We start from the raw sequence: 24,870 nt of genomic DNA, 5'->3' as shown, positions 1-24,870 counted from the left end.
CTCATAGTGATTCGGGACGGAAGGACCACGGGCGCACCCGTTCGATCGCCGCACCGACGTGGAAGACCGTGGCATCGTCATAGCTGCTCCCGACCACCTGCACCCCGGTCGGCACGCCATTCGAGGCGCGACCCGACGGGACGCTCAGCACCGGGCAGCGGCTGGCGATATTGAAGACGGGCGTGAGCGCGTACTCCATGTAGTGGTCGAGTTCGACGCCATTGATCACCAGCCGGGTATCGATATAGTCCTCACCGGCAGTCAGCGCGGGGGTGGCCGTGGTCGGACAGATCAGCGCGTCGTAACGCTCCAGCAGGGCGCCGATCGGCGCGTAGATGCGGCCTTCGAGCTCCAGACCGTCCAGGAAATCTCCGGGCTCGATGGCGGTTTCGCGAGCGAAGGCATGGGCGTAAGGCGTCAACAGATCGCCCTGTTCGGCTGCGATCTGCGCGACCGCAGGGCCGAAGATACCGCCGAAGTGGATCAGGGCGGCCCGCCAGACCTCGGCGCGTTTCAGTCCGACCTCGACCTCCTCGACCACCGCTCCGGCCGCCCGCAACGCCTCGGCGACGGCGAGCGTATTGGCGGTGATCTCCGGATCTATCACCCAGTCACCGAGATTCACGGCGACCGCGATGCGCATCCCACTCACATCACCGAGCTCGGACGGGATGTACACGGCCGGACGCAGCGACACCACATCGCCGGGATGCGGTCCGACGATGACGTTCTGCAGCAGTGCGCAGTCCGCGACGGTGCGCGCCATCGGCCCGTCATGGCAGTAGTGGTCCAGGTTCATCGGCGGCAGCGCGGGCACCCGCCCGTACGGCGGTTTGTAGCCGACGGTCCCGGTGGCCGAGGCGGGCAGCCGAATGGAGCCACCGATATCGGAACCCGTTGCGAGCGTCGCGGTCCCGGAGGCCAGTGCCGCGCCGCTGCCGCCCGAGGACCCGCCGGGAGAATACTCGAGATTCCACGGATTGCGGGTCACGCCCCACAGCTTCGAATGCGTGAAGCTGGCACAGCAGAATTCGGGAGTCGTGGTGCGGGCGTGCACGATTCCGCCTGCCGCCAGGATCCGCTCCACCGCCGGATGGGTGATGTCGGCGATATGGTCGGCATAGGCGAGCGAACCCTCGCAGGTGCGGCGGCCCGCGATCGGCTGCTCCTCCTTGGTCGCGACAGGCAGTCCGGTCAAGGCGCCCGGCGACCCACCGGGCAGGTAGGCGTTCTCGGCCTCCTTCGCCTGAGCGAGCGCCTCCTCGAAGGTCTGCTCGGCATGTGAATTGACTTGCGGCTCGGTCTTTTCCGCGCGCGCGATAACGGCCGTCAGCAACTCCACCGGCGACAGCTCCCGGGCCCGGAAGAGCCGCAGCGCCTCGGTGGCGGGCAGGTAGGCGAGATCCTCGGTCATGCTTTCTCCAAAGCTCTTCGGTCGGCGGCGATACGTGCGGTATCCCAGCCACGGCGGGGCACCGAATCCAGCAGCAGCCGGGTGTAAGGGTGGGACGGTTCGGCGAGAACCTTTGCGGTCGAACCGGATTCGACGATCGCGCCGTGATGGAGCACGATCACGTCCTCGGTCACATGCCGAACCAGCGCCAGATCGTGGCTGACGAATATGTAAGCGATGCCGAGACTTTCGCGGAGCTCCCGCAGCAGGTGCAGGATCTGCGCCTGAATCGAGACATCCAGCGCGGCGGTGGCCTCATCCAGTACCAGCACCTTCGGCTCCATGGCCAAAGCGCGGGCCAGCGCGACGCGCTGGCGCTGCCCTCCGGAGAGCGCGCGCGGCAGGGCCGCCGCCTCGCGCCGCCCCAGTCCGACCTGCTCGAGTAGTTCGTCCCGGCGGGAACGCCGTTGCGCCGCGGTCATATCGAAGTGCAGGCGCAGCGGTTCCTCCACGCAGGCCGCGACGGTGATCCGCGGATCGAGGGAAAGGTACGGATCCTGAAACACCAACTGCACCTGCCGGGCCCGCGCCAGGCGAGCAGCCCGCCCCCGGGACGCGGCGGTGCGATCGACGCCATCGACCAGGATGCGTCCGGAGTCCGGATACTCCAGGCCGACGAGCATGCGCGCGGTGGTGGTCTTCCCGGATCCGGATTCGCCGACGATCGCCAGCGCGCCACCGGATTCCAGAACGAACGAAACATCCAGCACGGCAATGTGATCGCCGAAGCTCTTGCACAGCCGCTCGGCCGTGAGCACGTTACCCATGGACCAGCTCCTCAGCCTTCAGACAGGCGACCTCGATCGGGTGGGATCCGTGCTGCCCCAGGGACAACAGCACCGGATCCTGGGTGGTGCACCGCTCCCCAGCGTGTGCGCACCGTGGCGCGAAGGCACAGCCGGTGCGCGCCTCGGCCAGTGACAACGGCCTGCCGGGTACACCGCGCGGTGCGGCATCGGACTCCAATTGCGGTGTGGCGGCCAGCAGCCCGGCGGTATACGGGTGCCGCGGTTTCTCGAAAAGCCCCTCCACGGACTGTGATTCGACAATCCGCCCCGCGTACATGACATAGATCCGGTCACAGATGGCGGCCGCCAACTCCAGATCATGGGTGACGAAGAGCATCCCCATTCCGCGCTCGGCCTGCAGTCGCGTCAGGATCGAGATCACCTCGGCCTGCGTGGTGACATCGAGCGCCGTGGTCGACTCGTCGGCCAGCAGCAGCCGCGAGCCGCCGCCGAGCGCCCCGGCGATCATGACCCGCTGCAACATGCCGCCGGAGAACTCATGCGGGTATTTGCGCAGCGCACCGTGTGGATCGCGAATTCCCACCGCCTCCAGGAGTTCCTCGGCCTTGCTCAGGGCCGTGCGCTGGGACGCACCACCCGCCCGCAACGCCTCGGTGAGGAAGTCGCCGATCCGCCGCAGCGGATTGATGGAGGCGCGCGGATCCTGGAAGATCATGGCCGCCTCGTGCCGACGCAGTTGGCGCAGCCGGGATTTCGACATGGTCAGGACGTTGTCGTCACCGACCAGCACCTGCCCGGTGGCCCGCGAACCAGCGGGCAGCAGGCCGAGGACCGAACGACAGGTGACCGACTTACCCGATCCGGATTCACCGACCAGTCCGACCGTCTCGCCCGCCTCGACGGTCAGCGAAACCCCGTCGAGGATCGGTCGAGCCGCCCGTCCCGCCGCCAAACCCACTGTCAGATCACGGATTTCCAGCATTACCGCTCCCGCTTGGCCAGATGATCGGCGAAGCCCTCGCCGACGGTGCTGAACGCGACGACCGCGATGACAATGACCACGCCGGGAGCCAGTGCGGGCATGAGCGCGCCGCGCTGCAGCGCCGCCGAACCCTCGTTGATCATCGCGCCCCAGTCCGGCGTCGGCGGTTGCACACCGAAGCCGAGGTAGGACAGCGCCGCCAGATCCATCAGCGCGTAGCCGAAATTGATTGCCGCCTGGGCCAATACGAGCGCCGCGATATTGGGCATCAGATGGCGCAGGCAGATCATCCAGCCCGACCAGCCCTGCACCTGATACGCCTGGATGTACGGGCGGGCCTTCTCCTGCAATGCGATACCGCGCGTCAGTCGCCCGACATAGGGCACGTACGCCACGCTCATGGCGATGACCGGCGCGGTGCCACCGGAACCGAATACGGCGACCAGCAGAATCGCCAGCAGCAGTCCCGGAAAGGAGAACACCAGATCCATACCGCGCGAGAGCGCCGCGTCCACGGCCCCGCCGTTCCAGGCAGCGATCACACCGATGAGCATGCCGAGCACGGTCGAGAAGACCACCACAACGAGGGGTCCGAGCAGACCGGTGCGCGCACCGACAGTCAAGCGCGACAACACATCTCGGCCTGATTGATCGGTACCGAGCGGATGCGTGGAGCTGGATCCGGACAGCGTCGCCGACAGGTCGACGGCATTGGGATCATGCGGCGCTATCCATGGCGCGAACAGCGCCGCAACCACCAGCACACCCAGCACCACCAGCGCCGCGATCAGTGTCGCGTTACCGCCGCCGAGCCGGATACGCGGCATCGCCCAGCGCCGCTGCGAGAACACTGGATTATCCAAAGTGGTCATGCCGCACCGACTTTCACGCGCGCCAGGCGCGGATCTATGAGCGGCAGCAGCACATCCACCAGCAGATTGACGATCACGAAGGCCGCCACCACCAGCAGGCACACCGCCTGCACCACCGGGAAGTCCTTCACCGCGACCGAACTCACCAGCAGCTGACCGATTCCGGAGACACCGAACGCGGTCTCCACGATCGAGGTGCTCACCAGCAGCCCGGCCACCACCGTGCCGGTGACCGTGGTGATGGGCCCAAGAGCATTGCGCAGCACATGCTTTCGGATGACGCTCGCCTCCGGCACGCCCCGGGACCGCGACACCTCCACATGCTCACGCCCCAGCTCCGCCAGCATCGACGCCCGCGTCACCCGGGCCAGCAGACCGACGAAGGTGAACGCCAAGGCGACGGCGGGCAGGGTGAGATGACTGATCCGCCCGCCCAACCCGGCCCCACTGCCGTCACCGAAGGCGGGCAGCCAGCCGAGCTGAACCGAGAACACCGACACCAGCACCACCGCGGCCACGAAAGCCGGTGTGGCGGTGGCGATCGCGGTAACGGTCATGACGGCCCGATCGACGATGCCGGGCCGCAGTGCGGCCAATGCGCCGAAGACCAGGCCCACCAGCACGATCAGCAGGGTCGAGTACGCGATCAGCCAGGCGGTGGTGGCCAGTCGCGAAGTCAGCAGATCACTCACGTCCTGCCGGAACTGCACCGATCGGCCGAAATCGCCGTGGAGCACCCCGCCGATCCAATCGAAATAGCGCACCACGAACGGATCGTCGAGGTGGTACTGCTGCCGGATCGCGGCCACCGCCTCGGGGGTGGCCGGATGACCGTGCATCAGAAACGTCACCGGATCGCCGGGAGCCAGATAGAGGGAGGCGAATACCGCGAAGGAGGCCGCGACAAGCGTCGACAGCAAACCGGCGAGCCGCCGCACGAAGCCGCCCAACCGACCGGACCCATTGATCCGGCTCGCAAAACCCTTGGGCCGCTTCACGATTAGATCGTGCGGTGCGGCCGGCCCGCCGGGCGGGTCCACCACATCGGTGGACCGCGCGGCGCTGCCGTCGCTCATGACGCCGAGCCCAATTGGGCGGCCCACGGGTACTGCAACTGCGCGATGGAGGTGGTCGCGCCGGTCAGCTTCTTGCTCAGGAACATATTGTTGGGCACTTCGTACAGCGGAATCCATGCGAGATCGTTCACCGCGATCTGCTGCAACTTGGCCGTCACCGCACAGCGCGCGGCCGGATCGGCAGTGGCCCCGGCCTGATCGACCAACCTGTCGTAATCCGGATTGGAGTAGCCGCCGTAATTGAGCGCGTTCCCGGTCTGCAACATGCCGTACAGCTCGAGCGGGTCCGGGGTGGAGTCGTACCAGAAGGTCGTCACCAGATCGATTCCGGCGCGGGCGGAGGCGTCACCGAACAGCGCGGTGTACGCGTCCGGTGCGACCGGCTGTAACTGCACATCCAGGCCGATATCGTGACCCGCCGACTGGACGGCATTGGCGATGACGCCGAGTTCGGGCGACATGGTGCTGGTCGCCACCACCACCTTCTTACCGGTGGCCCCGGCCTGTTCGATCAGCGCCTTCGCACCGGCTACATCGCGGGTGTAGTCCGGCAGTTGGGCGAAGTAATCCTTGGCCGCGTCGGGCGCGAGACCCCAGGCGCCGATCGCGGTGGGGGCTTTGGCAGGAGTGCCGTACCCACCGACCGCGGCCGAGATGATGCCCGAGCGGTCCAGCGCCATCGACAGGGCCTTGCGAATCCGCGCGTCACCGAGCGTGCCCCGCAGATTCGTGGGGATCAAGCTCACCGCGGTGGTACTCGGACCGAAGAACAGGGTGCCGCCGGGAGCGGTCTTCAATTTGTCGAAACCCGTTGAGGGCAGCAGATATCCGCCATCCACCTCCCCCGACAGCATGGCATTGACCCGCGCGGCCGGATCCTGGATGAAGGCCATCTTCACGGTGCTGGTTTTCGGGGCCAGCGCGGAATCCCAATACCCGTCGAACTTCTTCAGGTTGATCGACTGGCCCTTCTGCCAGCTCGCCACCGAGTACGGCCCGGTGCAGTTCACGCCGCCGTCCGGGGTGCCGTAGTTCGCGCCCGCCTTGGTCAGGAACGTGGCGCTCTCGATGGTGCCCGCCGAGGTGCCCATCTCCTGGTTGAACAGCTGATCGGGCTTGCGCAGATGGACCGTCACCTCCATCGGGCCGGTCTTCTCGATCGAATCGACATTCTGGAATGCCGCGACCCAGTAGGACCCCACCGCCGGGTCCATATGCCGCCGCAGGCTCGCCACCACATCGTCGGCGGTGAGCGGGGAACCGTCGTGGAATTTCACGCCGGGGCGGATCGTGTACACCCAGCGCAGCGGATCCGGCGAGGTCGCGGCGGTCGCCAGGCCCGGTTCGACCTTCAGGTCCGGGGTGATGCGGTTCAACTGCTCGCAGACGTTGGCCAGCACGGTATTCGGTGGGTAGTCGAAGGCGTACGCGTAGTCGAGCGACTGCGGTTCCGCGTAGAGCGACCAGGTCGCGGAGTCGACCGGGCCCTTGGCGGTGGGTGTGCCCGCGGTGATCTGGAAGGGCAGGCCGCCGCCCCCGCCGGATGTGGTGGCACCGCCACAGGCGGTGGCCGCGAAGGCGACGAACGCCATGACGGCGGCACTCGCGATTTTTGTCGAGGGGACGGGACGCATCTGACACCTCTTGCTGATGTGATCCAGATCATTCGATCTGCATTGCTGGTGGTGGGGAGTCAAGATGAAGGAACGTTCCTGCACAAGCGGTTTGAAGAAACGTTTCTGCAAAGGAAACAAAGGGTTTACAGCACGACACAGATATGCCGTGCCATGATCGGCGCATGAGCAGGCCCGATCCCCGCGTCCGCCTGGTGGACGTCGCCCGCGCCGCCGGGGTTTCCAAGACCACCGTCTCGGACGCCCTCAATGGTTCGGGGCGATTGCCCGATTCGACCCGGGACCACGTCCGCGAAACCGCACGTCGGATGGGCTATCGCCCGAACGCGACCGCCCGGCTACTGCGCGCTGGACATACCCGATTGCTCGGGCTGGCCGCACGCGAATACGTCGAGACGCCGTGGGTCTACACCGATATGGCGTACTTCTCGCAGCTGGTCACCGCCGGTACCCGCACCGCCCTGACACACGGCTACGGCGTGGTGCTGCTGCCCACCACCTCGCCCGGAGACTATTGGGTGAATATGCCCCTTGACGGCGTCTGCGTGGTGGATCCCGTCGACGGCGATCCGATGGTGGCCGATTTCCTCTCCGCGGGCGTCCCGGTGGTCAGTGACCGCCGTGCGCTGGCCGACCAGTCCAGTCCACTGGGCCGCTGGGTCGACTTCGACTACGGCGCGGCCACCCGCACCGTGCTGGACCATTTGAAATCCCAAGGCGCAGCACGCATCGTGCTCATCTCGGCGGATTCCACCGCCAGCTACAACGTCGAATCCGAACGCGCCTACCGGGATTGGTGCGCCGAGCACAATCTGGATGCGCTGGTCACCAAGGTCAGCACGCCCGGCCCCGACCGCACCCGCGTCCCCGTCGACGAGGCCATCGCCTACCGCCCGGACGCGATCTTCACCCTCGCGGAGGTGAGCCCCATGCTGCTGCTGGACGCGGTGCGCCGGGCAGGCCGCAGCGTGCCGGAGGATCTGCTCCTGGTCTGCACCACCGAGGATCCCGCGGCCGCCTACACCGATCCCCCGCTCTCCACCCTCAGCTACCTCCCGAGGGAGACCTCCGAAGCCTCCATCGAATTGCTGATCGATATAATCGAGGGACGAAAGGGCTTGCCGGGCAAGCTATTCGACGCCCACCTCGAGATCCGATCCTCCTCCCGCCGGAGCGGTGCTCGCGTCGATCTGCTCGCTTAGATAACGCAGCACCACCGCGCCCACCGCCGCCACGGGAACCGACAGGAACGCGCCGACAATGCCGTAGAGGGAGCTGCCGACAGTGATGGCGAGCAGCACCACGACGGCGTGCAGCTGCATACTGCGACTCTGCAGAATCGGTTGCAGCACATTGCCTTCCAGCTGCTGCACCACCACGATGATGGCCAGCACGATGAGCGCGCTGGTCAAACCCTTGGTCACCAGCGCCACCAGGACGGCCAGCGCACCGGCGACGAAGGCGCCGACAATCGGAATGAAACCGCCCAGGAAGGTCAGTACGGTCAGCACGGCCGCGAGTGGAATCCGCAGTATCACCAGGCCGCCGCCGATCAGCACCGCGTCGATGAGACTCACCAGCGCCTGCGTGCGAATGAATCCGCCGAGGGTGACCCAGATCCGGTTCAGCACCTCCTCGACATGCCGCCCACCGCGGCTGCCGACCTTGGAGTGCAGCCAGGGCAGCAATTTCGGGCCGTCCTTGACGAAGAAGAACGTCAGCATGAGCACCAGGAACAGCGTGACAATCGCCGACGTCGCCGAGCTCACCCCGGCGAAGACCCCGGATGCGATGCGCTCGGCGCTGGACTGCACCTTCCCGACGATCGCGTCCACGGCCGAATTCAATTGCTCGTCACCGATATTCAGCGGCGGACCGTGCAACCAATCCCGTACCCGATGTACGCCCTCGGTGGCCCGATCCGACAATTCCGGAGCCTGATTCACCACCGACGGCACAATCCCCGCGATCACCCCCGCCAGCAACGCGAGCAAACCCAGCGTGGTGATCGACGCCGCGACGGCCGGCGGCAACCCCCGCGCCGTCAGCCATCGGGTAGGCGGCCACAGCACCGTCGACACCACCAGCGCCAGCAACACCGGCAATACCGCCACCCACAATTTCCCGAGCACCACATCGAGTACCCAGGCCCCCGCCGCGATGGCCACCAAACACAGCGACCACTTCGCAAGCCAGATCAGCCCACGCCCGATAACCACACCCCGGTCGGGAGGCCCCGCGTCCTTCGGCTCGGACTGCGCGGTGGATTCCTTCGCATCGGAACGCCCGGAGTCCTCCGCACCGGAAAGCGCGACATCATCCCGTCCGCTGTCACTCACTGGCTCGCTCACGCCGCCCAGTCTGGCACGACATTCCGGACAACCCCGCACCTGCGATGCAGCGCCGCATGTCGACGGGTGGCCTGCCACCGTCCGCCAACCCGGCATGATCTCGCTCGTCATCCCGGCATGCTTTCGGCCGGGATCCACCCGGCTGTCGTCCAGCTGAGTTCAGTGGATCCCGGCCGAAGACGCGCCGGGATAACGGGGGACTTCCTCGCGCCCAGGGATCGAAAGCTTCACTCGCATTCGGGGTGCGAGGGCTATCGCCCAGGGACAGGGCAGGCGTCGACGGCTTCGGCGACGACCTGTGGTTCCGGGGACGGGACCGGACGGGCTCCGCGTTCGAAGGTCTCGCCGGTGATGAGTTCGGCGGTGTTCAGGGCATCTAGTTCCGCCGGTTCGAAAACTCTTCCGCGGCTGAGGAATCGGTAGCCTTCCGGGGCCTCGAGACTGAAACCCGAACCGCGGCCGGGCACTACGTCGAGTACCAGTTGGGTGTGCTGCCAGGCGGAGAACTGCGGGCCGGAGATCCACACCGCCGCAACATCTTCCGATGGCGGCTCGGTGATGGCCTGCTCGCCGGTCGACAGGCGCAGGTCGAGGAGGCCGAGCAGGACGTCTCGGTCGCCGATGACGAATTCGCCTGCGGGATAACACATCGGAGCCGAGCCGTCACAGCACCCACCGGACTGGTGCAGCATGAGTGGGCCGTGCGTGACGCGGAGGCGACGGAGCAGATCCATCGCCGCCGCGGTCGCACGTACCCGCCGGGGACCGGGGGCGGGCATCAGAAGAAGCCCTGGGCCTTACCCGCATAGCTGACCAGCAGGTTCTTGGTCTGCTGGTAGTGGTCCAGCATCATGCGATGGTTCTCGCGGCCGATCCCGGACTGCTTGTAGCCGCCGAAGGCCGCGTGAGCGGGGTACTGATGGTAGGTGTTGGTCCACACCCGCCCGGCCTGGATATCGCGTCCGGCCTTGTACGCCACCGACCCATCGCGCGACCAGACGCCCGCGCCGAGCCCGTACAGCGTGTCATTGGCGATCTTGATGGCATCGCCGTAATCCGCGAACGAGGTCACCGAGACGACCGGGCCGAAGATCTCCTCCTGGAAGATCCGCATGGAGTTGCTGCCCGTGAAGATCGTCGGCTGCACGTAGTAGCCACCGGCCAGATCGCCACCCAGGTCGGCGCGTTCGCCGCCGGTGAGCAGGGTCGCGCCCTCGCCCTTGCCGATCTCGATGTACGACAGGATCTTCTCCAGCTGATCATTGCTGGCCTGCGCGCCGATCATGGTCTCGGAGTCCAGCGGATCACCCTGCCGCACCGCCTTGGTGCGCACCACCGCGGCGCTGAGGAACTCGTCGTAGATATCGGCCTGGATGATCGCCCGCGACGGGCAGGTGCAGACCTCGCCCTGATTGAGCGCGAACATGGTGAAGCCTTCCAGGGCGCTGTCCTGGAAATCGTCATTGGCCGCCAGCACATCCGAGAAGAAGATGTTCGGGCTCTTACCACCCAGTTCGAGCGTGACCGGGATCAGATTCTGCGAGGCGTACTGCATGATCAGCCGCCCGGTGGTGGTCTCACCGGTGAAGGCGATCTTCTTGATGCGCGGGCTGGAGGCGAGCGGTTTACCCGCCTCGACTCCGAAGCCGTTGACGATATTGACCACACCGGCGGGCAGCAGATCGCTGATCAGGCTCATCAGGTACAGGATGGAGGCCGGGGTCTGCTCGGCGGGCTTGAGCACCACCGCGTTTCCGGCGGCGAGCGCGGGCGCGAGCTTCCAGATGGCCATCAGGATCGGGAAGTTCCACGGGATGATCTGTCCGACAACGCCGAGCGGTTCGTGGAAGTGGTAGGCGACGGTATTACTGTCGATCTCCGACAGCGAACCCTCCTGTGCGCGAATCGCTCCCGCGAAGTAGCGCAGGTGATCGATGGCCAGCGGGATATCCGCGGCCATGGTCTCGCGGATCGGCTTGCCGTTGTCCCAGGTCTCGGCGAGGGCGATGGCGGGGAGGTTCTCCTCGATCCGGTCGGCGATCTTATTGAGAATCACCGAGCGTTCGGCGACCGAGGTCTTGCCCCAGGCGGGTGCGGCGGCGTGCGCGGCGTCGAGGGCGAGCTCGATATCCTCGGCAGTGCCGCGGGCGATCTCGCAGAAGGTCTGTCCCGTAACGGGAGTCGGGTTCTCGAAGTACTGCCCCTTGACGGGTGCGACCCATTCGCCGCCGATCCAGTTGTCGTAGCGGGACTGGAAGGACATGGCCGCATCGGGGGTGCCGGGGCGGGCGAAGACAGTCATCGAATACTCCTCGATCTGCTGACAAGTTTCGGTCAGGTGTGATCCAGGACACTATGGTCTCGACTGTTGCAGCGCCGTTGCAAGAAGTTGGTCAGATGCCCAGCTTGCGATCGAGTAGCGATAGTTGCGCCTCCACCTGGGCATACATTGACGAATTGCGATCCAGGGAACCGAGATACGCGGTCCAGGCGGCGATATCGTCGCGGCCGTCCACCGAACTGGTCCAGCGCGCGAGCAGTCGACGGTCACCCGCCGCGAGCAGGGCCGCACGCAATCGACCGTGTAGTTCGGCGCGCAGTTCGGCAATGCCCGGCGCGAGCGAGCGCGGCAGGATAGGCCCGGGGTACTCGCACAGCGCTGCGGCGGCATCACCCCGGGCGAGCGCGCGCCGCACCCGGGTGACATCGGTCTCCACCGCCATCAGCAGCCGGTACGGCCGGGAGCCGAAACCGTTCGCACCCACCAGCTTTCGCACACGGGACAACTCCGCCCGGACGGTCACCGGATCGAGTTCGGATTCATCGAGCAGCATGGCCAGATGGTCCGCGCTCAAGCCCTCCGGATGATCGGCCAGCAGCAGCAGAATCTCGGCGTGCCGCTGCGACAGCCGAATTCGCTCACCGTCGCGGATCAGCACCGGTCGCCCCGGGCCCAGCACCTGCAAATGCGCTGTCGGCGAATCGTTCCGAGCAGGCGCACCGAGCAGGCCCAGTCGTAGCTCCGACTCCACCGCCAGCACCGTCGCCCGGATCAGCGACAGCACCTCCGGCCCCGCGACACGCGGTCCACCGGTGATATCGATGGCACCGATCGTCCTGCCGCTCAATGGATCATGCACCGGTGCGGCGGTACAGCTGAACTCGTGCACGGCCCGGCTGAAATGCTCGGCCCCGAATATCTGTACGGAGTGATCCAGCGCCAGCGCCGTTCCGGGCGCATTGGTCCCCACCCGCTCCTCACTCCAATCCGACCCCTCCACGAAATTCATCCCCACCGCGCGATCCTTGACCTTGGGATCGCCCTCCACCCACAGCAGTCGCCCGCGCGCATCACTGATGGCCACCAGTAGTCCGGCATCGGCCGCATCCTCCACCAGCAGTTTGCGCACCACCGGCCGAATCGAGGCGGTCGGATGCGCGGCCCGATACCGCTGTAGTTCCAGGCCCTCGAGGTCGACGGCCCCGCCGAAGCCGTCCGGATCGACCCCGATGCTGCGGCTGCGCCGCCACGAATCCAGCACCACCGAGCGCACCGATCGACCATCCGGCCGGATCACGGGCAGCCGATCCACACCCTCGAGAAACGATCTGTGCGCCAGCGAAACCCGCTCCGCCAGCCGCGTGACATCGTCATCCGGCCGAACCGCAACCCATGGGCTGCCCTGTGCGACAGTGCTCAATCGGTGTCCTTCACGTTCCCCCACCCCACTGTAACGCCGGTCACCCCGCGAGAAGGTCAGTCGGTTCGGTTCAGCACACCGCCGAGCGGATCGAGCACCAGTCGGTCCTGGGCCGCCTGCACCTTCACCTCGTAGATCTGCTGATTGTTCAGATGCTGGGCCATGAAGGCGGCGAGTTCGGCATTGCCGAGGAGCCAGGGCCGGGCCGGGCAAAGCTCAAGGGTGAAGCCCGCCAATATCCTGCTCACCCGCCCCCCACTCCGGCCTGCACCGGCGCGGTCGAGGTGCCGAGCGGGCACCACCGCCGGGCATGAGCGGCGAATCCTGTTGACGGACTTCGGTATCGGGCGGCTGCGCGATGATTCGGCGCAGTTGACACGCACCGGGACGCTCGCCGCGACCTTGGCCTACGCCTCGCCCGAACAGCTGTCCGGCGATCCGCTCGACCAGCGTTCGGACCAGTATTCACTGGCGTGCACCTTCTTTCGGCTGCTCACCGGGTCGACGCCGTATCAGTCGCACACCGCCGCGGGCGTGATCGCGGGCCATCTGCAACATCCGGTGCCCCGGGTGACCGACCGCCGACCGGACCTGCCCACCGGACTGGATGAGGTGTTCGCGCGCGCTCTGGCCAAACGACCCGAACAACGCTACGACTCCTGCCGCGCCTTCTCCGATGCTGCGGCACAGGCATTATCGGCCGTCGACGACACCGTCCGGCTGTCCGTCGCCGCGGTCTCGTCGACCGACCCGCAGTGGCATACGCCGAACCGCCCGCCGAGCGATCCGGCGGCATCGACCCAATTGATGGAGGCGTCGGCGGCGGCCGCGGGAATGTCGAACGGTTCGCCCGCCACGGCGGTGCTACCCGCGCTCGCCGATCCCACACCGCCGGATATGCCAGTGCCCTCGAATGATTCGATGTCGCGGACGCCGTCCAAGCGCGGGCGCTGGATCACCGCCGGGGCCGCGACGCTGGTCGTGACGGTCGCGGCTGCCGCCGGAATCATCTGGGCGACAAACGATTCCGGCGCATCGGGCACACAGCTGTCCCCCGCGAACGCGGGCAGTGCCGCCGCCGTCTATCCCGGATTCGTGCCGCTGACCCGCATCGATCAGGATGGGAAGCAGATCGTCTCCCCCGCTTCGGTACTGGATCCCGCGAATGACGGTCGGCTGTACTGCAAACCGGTGTCGATCGCGGCGATACTGCCGCTCTCGGGGCAGAACGTCGCACTGGGCCACACCGTGATCGGCGAAGTTCGACTGGCGGTCTCCCAATTCCTCGAGGGCGGCAACAATGCCTGCCCGGTCACGGTGCGCGAGTTCGATACCGCGGGCGATCAGGCGACCGCGGCGCAGGCCGCCGAGAAGATCGCGGCCGATGATTCCATCGTCGCGGTCATCGGGCCGACGTTCTCCGGGGAGGTGATCGCGGCGGGCCGAACCCTCGACGATGCCGGACTGCCCTTCCTCACCCCCGGTGCGACGAATCCCGTACTGGCGCAGACGGGTTGGTCCGGCTTCTTTCGCGGGCTGGCCAATGACAATGTTCAGGGGCCGGCTCTCGGCCGGTATCTCACCGGCACCGCGGGCCATTCGCGCGTCTGCGTGGTGCGCGACAACAACGGCGGTTACGGCGGCACGCTGGCAGACGCGGTCACCGATGCCTTGCGCACCCCGGCATGCGAAGTCACCGTGGAGCCGGACGGCGATCCGGCCCAGGCGGTGCGGACCATCGCCGCCGCACATCCGGACGCCGTCTATTACTCCGGTTATGCGGCGACCGCCGCGACCCTGCTGACCACGCTCCGCAGCGCCGGTGTGACAGCGCCTTTCGTGCTCGGCGACGGCAGTTACGATCCTTCGTTCCGCAATGCGGCCGGTGCCGCCGCGGCGGGCACCCTGGTCGCTTGCCCCTGCGGCCCGGCCTCCGTCCGCTTCCTCACCGACTACCGCGCCGCCACCGGCACGGCACCGACCGCGCACGCCGCCGAAGCCTACGATCTGACCGCGATCGTCCTGCGCGGCATTGTCTCGGGCCACGCCACCCGCGCGGAGCTGCGCGCCTACCTGCACAACTATCACGGTGACGGTCTGGCCCACTCCTACGCCTGGACCTCCACCAGCGAGCTCGCCGCCCCGAGTATCTGGCTCTACCGGGTCAGCTGACCGTTTTCCCGGCCGGGTGTGACGCAGTGCACAAAGACGTATGCTGGGTGGATGCCCCACAACCCAGGCTGGGTCAGACGGAATAGCTTTGCCGCCTGGTTCGGATATACGTCGATACTCGTCTCGTTCGGGACCTGCGCGATGGCTTTGGCCGCCGCGGCCAGCGGATATGCCGGCTGGGCGCTGATTGCCGGTGGCGCGTGCGCCGCCACAGCGATCATCAGCCTCACCATCTTCGGGTCCACGGTCCACCGCGACCACGTCACCCATCACACGACACCACGACTGCTCATGGATTGCTGGGAGGAGAGTCCGGACTTCGCGCAGCAGCGCGGGGTGCCGGCGGCAATCGAACCCAAGCGTCTCGAATAGTTCGCCGGGATGCCCCGTTTAGCGCTACGCCATGTAACGGATACCATCGCGGCGTGGCCAAGCTCAAGGTATCCGTAGACGTCCCGATCCCGCCCGACCAAGCCTGGTCGCGCGCCTCGGATCTGCCCGAACTCGATAAATGGCTGACCCTGCACGAGGGCTGGCGCGGACCGGTCCCCGCCGACCTCACCGTCGGCACCCGCCTCATCGGCGTGGCCACCGTCAAGGGCTTCCGCAATCGCGTCACCTGGACGGTCAAAACCGCCGAACCCCCGAACCGCCTGGTCCTGCACGGCTCCGGAATCGGCGGCACCAAATTCGGGATCGAACTCCGGGTAGCGCCCATCGGTATCGGCTCGAAGGTGACCGCCGATTTCGAACTCGGCGGCGCACCCCTGTTCGGACCCATCGGCTCGGCGGTCGCCCGCGCCCTCCGCGGTGACGTCGAACGCTCCCTGGACCGCTTCGTTCAGCTCTACGGCTGACCCCCGGCAGCAGCGCAGGGCGACGGCGTCCACCGCGGTGGACGGTGGCACCATCACCACCGAGCCCAAGAACCTGGACATGTGCGGGTAAGCGGCGTCCCCGGGATCGACGCCGGACAATCCGACTGTCTACTTTCGGTCGCCCCGGGCCGGTTCACACCGCCAGGCCAACTCGACCATCCGGCCCCGGTATGCCTGCCGGTCGAGTCGGCCTGCCAGCCGGTCGGCCAGCAATGCGTTCTCCGCCAACAGCGCTGACCATATCTGTGCGCGATTGGCCCACTCCGCGGTCAGGTCCGGCGGCACCCGCATACTCTCCTCCGGCATGGGCGGATCACCGGAGAGCACATCGGGACCGGCCCGCTTACGCGGGGACGCTATGAACATCCACCACCCGAGCGCCACCACGACCGCGCTCAGGGCGGTCAGCGCTATGCCGATGAACATCGACCTCACTCCATCTCTCCGGGGTGGCCAAGTCACGACGTGCCGAGTCCGCGCCACCGACATCCGTTCAATCGGTGCTCGGGTTCGAGTCCGGCAAGGCTTGGCGCGGAACCGAATTCGGCCGGTACTGTGCTCGGCGATCACGCGCGTGCGCCAACAGCACGGGTATCTCGGACGCGATGCCCGCTGCGATCTGGTCTATATCGGATGTGGTGTCATAGTCGCCGGTGATACCGAAGGTCAGCTGATCGGCGTAGCTGAGGATCGCGATGGTGGTCCGCACCCGCAGCGCGATCGGGATGCACGGCCAGAGCTCGAGCACCTCGTGGCCGCCCATCGCCAATCGATGACGCGGGCCCGGGAGGTTCGTCGCCAGCGCCGCGACACCCTGCTGGGGATAGTACGACCCCATGCGAAAAACCGACGCCACGAACGCGAACGGCAACCATTCGGCCAGCGAGAACACCGAGCGCTCGGCCTCGGCCTCCCCGCGGGACCTGTGCGACTGGATCCGCTCGTGCACGGCGAGCAGGCGCTCGACGGGATGCTCGAGCTCGATCGGCAGATACGCGATCATCGCCGAAACACGATTGTCCAGAATGTCTTTCGCATCCACCGTACGCCGGGATACCGGAACCACGACGCGGACCTTCCCCGGCGTGGGCGGTTCACCCCGGCCCCACAGCAACCGGCGATACGCGGCGGCGACCGCAGCCACCGCGACATCGTTTACGGTCACCTCGAAGCCGGTGGCGATTTCGCGCACCTCCGGCAGCGCGACCCGCGCCAGGGCGTAGCGACGCTGCCGCCCGATAGGACCGTTCAGCGAAGACGCTTCGGCGGGCGCGAGAGCCGCATACAGCACCGGAGCCACGACCCGCACCGCGCCGACAGCGGAGCGTGGCAGCGTATAAGGCAGCCGGATCATCCCCGAGACCCACTGCGCGAGGCTCGCGAAGCTGGGAACGGCTGTGCGCGCGGGCTTTCCGACCAGCGCCGGCGAACCGATCGGTCCGCCCTCCACCGGATCACAGAAGCTCTCCAACAACGTGACCTCGGAGATCCCGTCGGCCATGGTGTGGTGCGCTTTGACGATCATCGCCCAACGGTCGTGCGCCAGATGTTCGACCACGACGACCTCCCACAGCGGATGATCCCGGTCCAACCGTTCGGTCAACTCCGTCGCGACCAGTTCCCGCAGCGCCGCCTCATCACCCGGTTCCGGCAACGCGGTCCACCGGATATGATGTCCCAGATCGAAATTCGGATCTTCCTCCCACACCGGCGCTCTCAGATCCAGTGGTGCGCGACGCACCCGTTGCCGCAGGCGACTGTGGCGTTCCAGTCCCCGATCCACGTAGGTGCGGAATTCCGCGCGCGTCGGCGGTGCTCCCGAGATGATCGCTACCGTGCCGAGGCCGAGGCTGACATGGCTATCCGTGTCTTCCATCGCCAGGAATCCCGTGTCCAGCGGGCTTAATTCACTCATTATGAACGCCTGTCCGAATAGCCGCCGCGGCCGTCACCGTGGCTCTCGAGCTGCACTACCACCCGTACGATCCTCGCTGCGCGACGCTGCCGGGAGATGCGAAAGCACTCGGAGACAGTGACATTCGCACCGACGGTTCGATCACCGTCGAGGCCCCACTGCGGCCGCACCACCCGCCGGACCGATCGACGGGGAGACCACCGGGCCCTTCTCACCCACCGGCACATGACCGATATCGATGGCGCGCACCAGATCTCGCGGGTTCTCGGCGCTGGTCAACAGATGCGAAGCAAGCTCGACCCCGGACGCGTCCCGAACTCGTACCAGCAGCTCGGCCAGTTCCACACTGCCTATGCCCAGATCGTCGAACCGGCTGTCGAGTGTGACGGTGGCTCGCGACGCATGCGGATGGACCTCGGCGACGAGTCCGCGGACGATCGTGAGAACGACGGCGGCCCACACCGCACTATCCACCGGCCGGGAAGCAGCTGCCGACCCGGGGAAGCCACGATCGGAGAGCGAATCAGCCATGTCGAAGCCTTTCGAAGCGGTCAGTCCGGTTCGCGGGTGGGCGGCAACCGGTCACGCTCGATCCGTTCACCCGGAGGTGACAGGGACCAGCATGACCGGAACCGTTGCGGTCGCAACCGCATTGCGCACGATCTGCGCGCGGCCCGGTTCCAGTCGCTGCGACCAGCCGAGCACGATCAGGTCGGCTTGTTCAGCCGCGACGTCGACGATGTTGTCGCCGACTGCGCCGCTGCGCAGGGTCAGCGTCTGGCACAGGCCGGGGAAGTAGGGTGCGCAGAACCGCGCGAGGAATTCGGTCTCCCAGGCGGCTCGGGCATGCGCCGCCTGATCCCAGTGGGCGGGCACGGTCGTGCTGTCGAAGACGTGCAGCACCATGATCTCGATGCCCGCCGCGCAGAACAGCCGCACGCTCTCCGCCACCGCGTAGGAGGCTTCCTCGGTACCGTCCAGCGGCACCAGAACACGCTCGATACCGTACTGCGCCGCAACCATGGTGGGCGGGACCAGCACGATCGGAACCGCGGAGCGCCGCACGATCTTCCACACTCCGTCGTTGTGGGCGACGACGCCCATCACCACTTCCGGATCATCGAGCGCTCGCACGAATTCCTCGTCCGGCACATCGGATGGAACGCCGCTCACATGAGCACCCACGACCTTCGCGAGCGTCGCGGCGACCGCGAAGGCCGATTCCGCCGAGCGAACCAGGATGCTATTCACATTGTTCCTTTCGTCGTTGCGGGCCACCAGGATTCGCCGGTTACCACGCGGACCGGATGACCGCCGACCGCGACGACGACCGGTCCGTCGGTGCGCACGGTGGTCCCGCCCGGCGTGATATCCAAACGGATATGACGCCCCAGCACCCGGAACGCGATCCCCAGCCGCGACCATCGATGGGGCAGCATCGGCCGCACGCGCATCACCCCGTCGCGGACCCGCACACCGGCGAAGCCGGTGAGCATCGCCTGCCATACGCCCCCGAAGGTGGCCATATGCAGTCCGCCGGCGGTCGTACCGTTGCGGTCGTCGAGATCCAGTCGCAGTGCGGGACCGAGCATTTCCAGTGCCGAGTCCGGGCGACCGGCCCGAGCCAGCAGCGTTGCCATCACCGGGAGCGACAATGATGAACCGTGCGTGGTGCGCGGCCCGTAGAAATCGAGATTCGGCGTCAGTGACGCGGGAGCGACTTCCTCGGGCACCAGGTGGTGCAGCATCAGCACGTCGGGTTGTTTGATCAGTTGCGATCCGGTGACTCGGTGCTGGCCGAGCAGCACATCCGCGGCGACCGGAGGTCGGGCCACCGCCGCGGCCAGCAGCGGTTCGAGTCCGAAATACCCACGGAACTGTTCGTACCGCCCGTCCGGTCGCAGCTGGTCCACGATCCGGTCGGCCAGCGCGCGCCAGGCGGCGAACTCGGTTGCCTCCGTATGGTCTTCGGGTTCGAGCCGGGCAGCGCGACGTAGATTCCAGCGGGCCATCACGTTCGTGAAAGCGTTGTCGTCCACTGATTCGTGGTATTCGTCAGGGCCGATGACCTGTTCCAGGTGCGCCTGCCCCCGGGCATCCACTCGACATCGCGAGGCCCAATAGCGGGCGGTCTCGGTGAGTAGTTCGCGCGCCGTGGTGCGGACGAAGTCACGACGGCCGGTCCACTCGGCATATCGGTCGGCGGCCCAGGCAATGTCGGCGGTGATGTGCTCCTCGAGGATTCCGGTGCGGATGGGAACCGTTGTGCCACCGAGGAATCCGCTGCGTGGCGTCACATCGGTGCCGTCGGCGGCCGACTCCCAGGGGAACCGGGCACCCCGATAGCCCGCCGCGCGAGCCCGTTCCCGCGCCGCGCCGAGCCGCCGCAACCGATAGGCCACTATCGCTTCGGCCGCCTCGGGGTCGATGCTCACCATCGCGGGCAGGACGAAAGCATCGGCGTCCCAGAAGATATGGCCCAGGTAATCGGTGCCGGAGATCCCGCGCGCACCGACCGCGGACTCCCCGTGCGCATCGGCGTTGGTCCACAGCTGATACAACGCGAACCGCACCGCGAGTTCGGTCTCGGGATCATCCGGCAGGTCGATCCCGACGCTGGACCAGCGGCGTGACCAAGCCGCGCCATGCGCGGCCAGCAGACCGTCGATCCCGTGCTCCCACGCCTGCCGCAACTCCCGCACCACGCGCCCGCTACCCGTGCGCTCGGCGGTATCGGCGCCTATCGCCGCGACCCGCTCCAGGCGGCATCCGTCCTCGGTGTCCACGCGATGCTGAGCCGCCGCCGCCACGATGGCGCCGCCCGTCGCGGATTCGATTCGAACGCAGCGTGTCCGCGTGCCCGGCGCACCGAGTGCGTCCATCGGGATTTCGGTGACGGTGGCGGTCACATCCGCGGCCGATACCCGCAGTGGTTCCCCGCCATCGATTCCCGTCCCCGTTGCCGCGACACGCATGACCATGACACCTGGGCGATCCGCGCAAGCGAACCGAACACTGCGGAAGCCCCCCGTCGGTCCCACCCGGTACAGCGCACCCGCGCGGAGGTCGAGAAACCGCTCCGCGGTCATCCCGGGCGGGTCCAGCGTCACCGCGGTCCAGCACGGCCCCTCCAGCAAGTGCTGATCCGGCCCTGCCGCCGTGTACACCCCGGCAACCAATACCCCTGCCGTCGAAGCGGTACCGGCCTCCTCCGGCGTTCCGCGGCTCGCGACACCGCCGGAACCCACGGTGAACACCGCTACGTCGGAGACCTCCGGCCGGGCCGGATTCTCCCGGACAATCCAACCCGAATCGCGCCCTTGCGTGCCCGCCAGCGCGGACAGGGAGCCGATTCCGTCGACGACAGCAGGCCACGGGACCACATCATGATCGCGCGCGGAATCCGCGACAGCTCGAATGGGATCATCGCTCATCTCATCGAATCCATTCTCTTGCAGCGGATTCGTCGTCGTCATCGACCATGCGCCCGCACGGCACGATCCGGCAGGGCCGGAAGTCAGCGGATACGAAGGCCAACCGCCCCTACCGCGGCGGCACCTCGGAACCGTGGGGCCGTAGACGACACTGCGATCAACCCGCACCTGTGGGTAACGCTCGCTCCATCCGGCGAGACTCTCCGCGAGCACCGCCTCGTGCGGTGCCCGCACCGCCCATCCGGCGGCCGGTGGGCCCCTCGGCCCCAGTGCCACAAGCCCTCTGATCGGAAGACGTTGGTATCAGGATAACGGCGACCGATACTTCGGCTATCGGCTTTCGCGCAGATCGGATGCCAGCAGCGCATCCGCGACGAACCTCGGTCCCACGCATCCGAAACATATTCATGCACAGTGTGATCGGCGATGACAGCGAAGTGACATCGGACCCTTGCCGGGTATCGGCCGAGGTTGGACGCTGAATTCATGTCATCGCACAAGGATCCCCTGTCAGCCGCGGTTCACACCGCCCACGAATGGCTCAATGCGGTCGCGGACCGGATCGGCACCGAGGACCGGGCCATCAGTTACCACGTGGTGCGGGCCTGGCTGCATACGGTGCGCGACCGCATCAGCGTCCCCGCGTCCGCCCACCTGACCGCGCAGCTACCGGAGATCCTGCGCGGCATCTACTACGAGGGCTGGGTGCCCAGTCATGTACCGGTCGCACACGGCACCGAGGAATTCCTCACCCAGTTCGCGCATGAGGCCATGATCAGCCGTGACGACGTGGCGCGCGCGGCTGGCGCGGTCACCGACGTATTCATGGATCGCTGCTCGCCCGGCCAGCTCGACGGTGTGCTCGCGGTACTGCCGGTGCGATTGCGAGAACTGTTGCGCGGCTTCCCCGAGCCGAGCCCGGAAGCCGGGAAACCGGCCGTTCACAACGACACCCACGGGGTGGCCGCGGTCGAGCGCCGGTTACAGCTGCTCGGTGACGCGGTGGCGGTGCTCGCCCGCGGTCTCGAGGAACTGCAGACGACCGGCGACGACGAACGCCGAGCGGTCGCCGCCCAACAGGCCCACCGCATCCTGATGAAAGAGCACCTGACCACCGCACCCGGCGATCACTGATCGGTCCCGCACAATCGGTTACCGGTGTCGCCTCGCCCACCTGCTCACGCCGACCCGGCGGATTCGGCTGCCGAAGCGGTGGGGAGGTGGGTGGTGAACCAATCCCGCGCGAGTTCGGCCGCCTGCCGCAGGGTGCCGGGTTCCTCGAACAGATGGGTTGCGCCGGGCACCTCCACCAGCACGGTTTCGCATGATAGGGCTTTCGCCGCTTGGCGATTCAAGTCGATGACGCGGTAATCGTGCCCGCCGACGATCAACAGCGTCGGAGCCCGCACCGCGGTCAGTGCGCTCCCCGCAAGATCGGGTCGCCCGCCACGGGAGACCACCGCGCCGACCCGCACCCGCGGATCCGCGGCGGCGCTCAAGGCCGCGGCGGCTCCGGTGCTCGCGCCGAAGTATCCGATGGGCAGGCCCGCGACGTGTTCCTGCCGGCTCAGCCAGAGGGTGACATCGACGAGTCGGTGCGCGAGCAGGTCTATGTCGAATACGTTCGCGCGGTCGAGTTCCTCGGCGGTGGTGAGCAGATCGAACAGCAGGGTGCCCAGCCCGGCCCGCTGTAGCACCTCCGCGACGTACCGATTGCGAGGGCTGTGGCGACTGCTTCCGCTGCCATGAACGAACACGACCACACCGATGGGGCGCTCCGGGATGGTGAGATGTCCTGCGAGTCCGACGTTCCCGGCCCGCACGCGTACGTCTTCGTCGCGTGGCGGCGGATCTTCGGCGGTGACCGGTTTCGGCTGCCGCGCCCCGGTCTGGGCGGCGTGTAGCAGCTCGACAACCTCCTCATCGGAGGTCTGGCCGAAGTTGTGATACCACTGCCCGACCGCGTAGAAGTACATCGGCTGCCCGAGACAGATCACCTCGTCGGCCTCCTTCAGCAACATGTGCAGTGCGTCGCGAGCCGCGACCGGTATGGCCAGCACCACCCGCGCGGCGCCGTGCGCGCGAGCGACCCGGCAGGCGGCACGCGCGGTGGCACCCGTCGCGACGCCGTCGTCGACGATTACCGCGGTCCGGCCGGTCAGCGGGGTGCGCGGGCGACCGGCCCGGAATCGGGCGGCACGGCGATCCAGCTCAGCGCGTTCGTGTTGCTCCACTCGCGCCATCTCCTCGGCGCCGAGTTCCGCCCGTTCCACCACAATGTCATTGATGACCCGCACCCCGTCCTCGCCGATGGCGCCGAAGGCGAGCTCGGGTTGATGGGGCACACCCAGTTTGCGCACCACGATGACATCCAGCGGCGCTTGCAGCCGCCGGGCGACCTCGAATGCGACCGGCACCCCGCCGCGCGGCAGACCGAGCACGACGATATCGGCGCCGCGCAGCAACCGCAGCCGTTCCGCGAGCCGACGGCCGGCATCGACGCGATCCTCGAAGAACATTGAAACCTCCTGGCAGACAAGCTGTTCGATAACATCGCGATTGCGCGAGATCCCGCCGCTGTCGTCGGTCGCGGTCAGCAGTTTGCCCTCAGCCGAGGCATCTGCGGTCATACTCGTCGGACCCTGTTCAATCGAACACGGGACCACCTCTAATCATCGACGGCGACCGGGTTCCACCGGGAGGGTCCAAAGTCATGGCCTATGTTCGGCCCTGTCAGGCTGCCCGAGTGTGGATGACCATGCTGATCGCGGTCGAAAAACACCGCCGCGCGGTGACTTTCGGCTCTCATCACCGGCCTCCCACGGTGGCACAGTCCAGTCATGCGAACACACACCACGGAACCGGATCCTGTTCTGCGGATTTCCATCGGCCGCCATGTCTCCGCCGGCGGAGCCGACTACGCACGCGAGAAGATCGGCCACGCACTGGATTTCGCCCCGGAGCCGGTGCTGTCGGCGCGAGTGCGACTGACCGGGCACCGCGATCCCGCCGCCGCGAACCCGATCACCGCCCAGGCGAATGTGAACATGGAAGGCCGCGGAGTCCGCGTACAGATCGCCGCCGCGACCACCCGCGAGGCGATCGACCTGCTCGAGGCCCGGCTGGAGGAGCGCTTCGAGCGGCTGACCCGGCATTGGGAGGCCATTCGCGGTCGCCACTCCGCGCCATCCCCGCACGAATGGCGCCACGACGCGCCGCCGCGGACGCCACTACCGTACTTCCCACGCGCCGCTGAGCAGCGTGAGGTGTTGCGGCACAAGACGTATGCGCTGCGCGATGAGACCTGCGAGGAAGCCGCGTTCGATATGGAGCTGATGGACTACGACTTCCACCTGTTCACCGAATCCGGCAGCCGCGGCGACAGCGTGCTCTACCGCCGGGACGGCGAGTATCGCCTCGCCCAGGTCGATCCCAGGCCCGACGCCGTCATCCGCGGCAGCGTACCGATCACGATCAGCCCGGCAGTCGCGCCGGTGACGAACGTCGACGGCGCGATCGCGCGGCTGGAACTGACCGGATTACCGTTCGTATTCTTCCGCGATCAGGATCGCGGAAGAGGATGTGTCCTCTACCACCGCTACGACGGCCACTACGGACTCCTCACACCCGCCATGTGATGGTTCACCGAGGAT

Annotated in this window: 23 protein-coding genes; 6 read left to right on the top strand and 17 right to left on the bottom strand. The window is 67.1% G+C overall.

Going from position 1 to position 24,870, the window contains the following annotated elements; genetic code table 11:
* Position 1 precedes the first annotated feature (1 nt).
* From OHB26_RS18945 to OHB26_RS18920, 6 genes are read right to left on the bottom strand one after another with little or no spacing between them, the layout of a single operon-like run.
* On the bottom strand, positions 2-1,414 hold the full coding sequence (locus OHB26_RS18945) for an amidase (RefSeq protein ID WP_330178607.1): 1,413 nt from the start codon (positions 1,412-1,414) through the stop codon (positions 2-4).
* Positions 1,411-2,220: an ABC transporter ATP-binding protein gene (locus tag OHB26_RS18940; protein WP_330178606.1), complete on the bottom strand. Its 810-nt coding sequence runs from the start codon at positions 2,218-2,220 to the stop codon at positions 1,411-1,413. Before OHB26_RS18940 ends, OHB26_RS18945 begins: the two co-directional genes overlap by 4 nt.
* Positions 2,213-3,184, bottom strand: coding sequence for an ABC transporter ATP-binding protein (locus OHB26_RS18935; RefSeq protein WP_330178605.1), 972 nt, complete (start codon positions 3,182-3,184; stop codon positions 2,213-2,215). The genes OHB26_RS18940 and OHB26_RS18935 overlap by 8 nt, the downstream gene beginning before the upstream one ends.
* On the bottom strand, positions 3,184-4,056 hold the full coding sequence (locus OHB26_RS18930) for an ABC transporter permease (RefSeq protein ID WP_330178604.1): 873 nt from the start codon (positions 4,054-4,056) through the stop codon (positions 3,184-3,186). The genes OHB26_RS18935 and OHB26_RS18930 overlap by 1 nt, the downstream gene beginning before the upstream one ends.
* Entirely contained in the window at positions 4,053-5,132 is a 1,080-nt protein-coding gene (locus OHB26_RS18925) for an ABC transporter permease (RefSeq protein ID WP_330178603.1), read from the bottom strand. Before OHB26_RS18925 ends, OHB26_RS18930 begins: the two co-directional genes overlap by 4 nt.
* A complete protein-coding gene (locus tag OHB26_RS18920) occupies positions 5,129-6,766 on the bottom strand; it encodes an ABC transporter substrate-binding protein (protein WP_330178602.1) in 1,638 nt (545 codons plus the stop codon). Before OHB26_RS18920 ends, OHB26_RS18925 begins: the two co-directional genes overlap by 4 nt.
* Before the next feature lie 164 nt (positions 6,767-6,930).
* Here OHB26_RS18920 and OHB26_RS18915 point away from each other — a divergent pair, with 164 nt between their 5' ends.
* Positions 6,931-7,968: a LacI family DNA-binding transcriptional regulator gene (locus OHB26_RS18915; protein ID WP_330178601.1), complete on the top strand. Its 1,038-nt coding sequence runs from the start codon at positions 6,931-6,933 to the stop codon at positions 7,966-7,968.
* On the opposite strand, the gene OHB26_RS18910 is transcribed toward OHB26_RS18915, so the two are convergent.
* The 5 genes from OHB26_RS18910 to OHB26_RS18890 all read right to left on the bottom strand — a co-directional run bounded on the left by OHB26_RS18910 (position 7,897) and on the right by OHB26_RS18890 (position 13,066).
* Positions 7,897-8,985: an AI-2E family transporter gene (locus OHB26_RS18910; protein ID WP_330185706.1), complete on the bottom strand. Its 1,089-nt coding sequence runs from the start codon at positions 8,983-8,985 to the stop codon at positions 7,897-7,899. The two genes, OHB26_RS18915 and OHB26_RS18910, sit on opposite strands and share 72 nt — an antisense overlap.
* 383 nt (positions 8,986-9,368) lie before the next feature.
* Positions 9,369-9,896: a DUF779 domain-containing protein gene (locus tag OHB26_RS18905; RefSeq protein WP_330178600.1), complete on the bottom strand. Its 528-nt coding sequence runs from the start codon at positions 9,894-9,896 to the stop codon at positions 9,369-9,371.
* Positions 9,896-11,419, bottom strand: coding sequence for an aldehyde dehydrogenase (gene adh, locus OHB26_RS18900; protein ID WP_330178599.1), 1,524 nt, complete (start codon positions 11,417-11,419; stop codon positions 9,896-9,898). The genes OHB26_RS18905 and adh overlap by 1 nt, the downstream gene beginning before the upstream one ends.
* 91 nt (positions 11,420-11,510) lie before the next feature.
* Complete coding sequence (locus tag OHB26_RS18895) at positions 11,511-12,818, bottom strand: transcriptional regulator (RefSeq protein WP_330178598.1); 1,308 nt, start codon at positions 12,816-12,818, stop codon at positions 11,511-11,513.
* A gap of 56 nt (positions 12,819-12,874) precedes the next feature.
* Positions 12,875-13,066: a hypothetical protein gene (locus OHB26_RS18890; protein WP_330185916.1), complete on the bottom strand. Its 192-nt coding sequence runs from the start codon at positions 13,064-13,066 to the stop codon at positions 12,875-12,877.
* Between OHB26_RS18890 and OHB26_RS18885 the strand changes: the two genes are divergently transcribed.
* The 3 genes from OHB26_RS18885 (at position 12,981) to OHB26_RS18875 (ending at position 15,847) form a co-directional block, all read left to right on the top strand.
* Positions 12,981-14,990 carry a bifunctional serine/threonine-protein kinase/ABC transporter substrate-binding protein gene (locus OHB26_RS18885; RefSeq protein ID WP_330178597.1) on the top strand — a complete coding sequence of 670 codons (2,010 nt, stop codon included), beginning with the start codon at positions 12,981-12,983 and terminating at the stop codon, positions 14,988-14,990. The two genes, OHB26_RS18890 and OHB26_RS18885, sit on opposite strands and share 86 nt — an antisense overlap.
* 141 nt (positions 14,991-15,131) lie before the next feature.
* Positions 15,132-15,362, top strand: a complete 231-nt coding sequence (locus OHB26_RS18880; protein WP_330178596.1) for a hypothetical protein — start codon at positions 15,132-15,134, stop codon at positions 15,360-15,362.
* Positions 15,363-15,415: 53 nt separating this feature from the next.
* A complete protein-coding gene (locus tag OHB26_RS18875) occupies positions 15,416-15,847 on the top strand; it encodes a type II toxin-antitoxin system Rv0910 family toxin (protein ID WP_330178595.1) in 432 nt (143 codons plus the stop codon).
* A gap of 129 nt (positions 15,848-15,976) precedes the next feature.
* On the opposite strand, the gene OHB26_RS18870 is transcribed toward OHB26_RS18875, so the two are convergent.
* The 5 genes from OHB26_RS18870 to OHB26_RS18850 form a co-directional block, all read right to left on the bottom strand.
* Positions 15,977-16,294 carry a hypothetical protein gene (locus OHB26_RS18870; protein ID WP_330178594.1) on the bottom strand — a complete coding sequence of 106 codons (318 nt, stop codon included), beginning with the start codon at positions 16,292-16,294 and terminating at the stop codon, positions 15,977-15,979.
* A 67-nt stretch (positions 16,295-16,361) separates the two neighbouring features.
* A complete protein-coding gene (locus tag OHB26_RS18865) occupies positions 16,362-17,783 on the bottom strand; it encodes a wax ester/triacylglycerol synthase family O-acyltransferase (protein WP_330178593.1) in 1,422 nt (473 codons plus the stop codon).
* Between the two features lie 141 nt (positions 17,784-17,924).
* Positions 17,925-18,314 carry an acyl carrier protein gene (locus tag OHB26_RS18860; RefSeq protein WP_330178592.1) on the bottom strand — a complete coding sequence of 130 codons (390 nt, stop codon included), beginning with the start codon at positions 18,312-18,314 and terminating at the stop codon, positions 17,925-17,927.
* A 66-nt stretch (positions 18,315-18,380) separates the two neighbouring features.
* Complete coding sequence (locus OHB26_RS18855) at positions 18,381-19,034, bottom strand: universal stress protein (protein WP_330178591.1); 654 nt, start codon at positions 19,032-19,034, stop codon at positions 18,381-18,383.
* Positions 19,031-21,217, bottom strand: a complete 2,187-nt coding sequence (locus OHB26_RS18850; RefSeq protein ID WP_330178590.1) for a glycosyl hydrolase family 65 protein — start codon at positions 21,215-21,217, stop codon at positions 19,031-19,033. The genes OHB26_RS18855 and OHB26_RS18850 overlap by 4 nt, the downstream gene beginning before the upstream one ends.
* Positions 21,218-21,703: 486 nt before the next feature.
* On the opposite strand from OHB26_RS18850, the gene OHB26_RS18845 reads away from it, so the two are divergent.
* A complete protein-coding gene (locus OHB26_RS18845; protein ID WP_330178589.1) occupies positions 21,704-22,351 on the top strand; it encodes a DUF2267 domain-containing protein in 648 nt (215 codons plus the stop codon).
* 44 nt (positions 22,352-22,395) lie between these two features.
* Here OHB26_RS18845 and OHB26_RS18840 read toward each other — a convergent pair whose 3' ends face one another.
* On the bottom strand, positions 22,396-23,736 hold the full coding sequence (locus tag OHB26_RS18840; RefSeq protein ID WP_330185705.1) for a phosphoribosyltransferase family protein: 1,341 nt from the start codon (positions 23,734-23,736) through the stop codon (positions 22,396-22,398).
* Between the two features lie 321 nt (positions 23,737-24,057).
* On the opposite strand from OHB26_RS18840, the gene OHB26_RS18835 reads away from it, so the two are divergent.
* The gene (locus OHB26_RS18835; RefSeq protein ID WP_330178588.1) at positions 24,058-24,855 is read left to right on the top strand and encodes a sigma 54 modulation/S30EA ribosomal C-terminal domain-containing protein; all 798 of its coding nucleotides are present in this window, start codon (positions 24,058-24,060) and stop codon (positions 24,853-24,855) included.
* Positions 24,856-24,870: the final 15 nt, after the last annotated feature.

The organism is Nocardia sp. NBC_01503, assembly GCF_036327755.1.
In the GTDB taxonomy this organism is placed as follows: domain Bacteria; phylum Actinomycetota; class Actinomycetes; order Mycobacteriales; family Mycobacteriaceae; genus Nocardia.
Note: the sequence above shows the minus strand (reverse complement) of the source record. Positions and strands in the feature narration are given on the sequence as shown.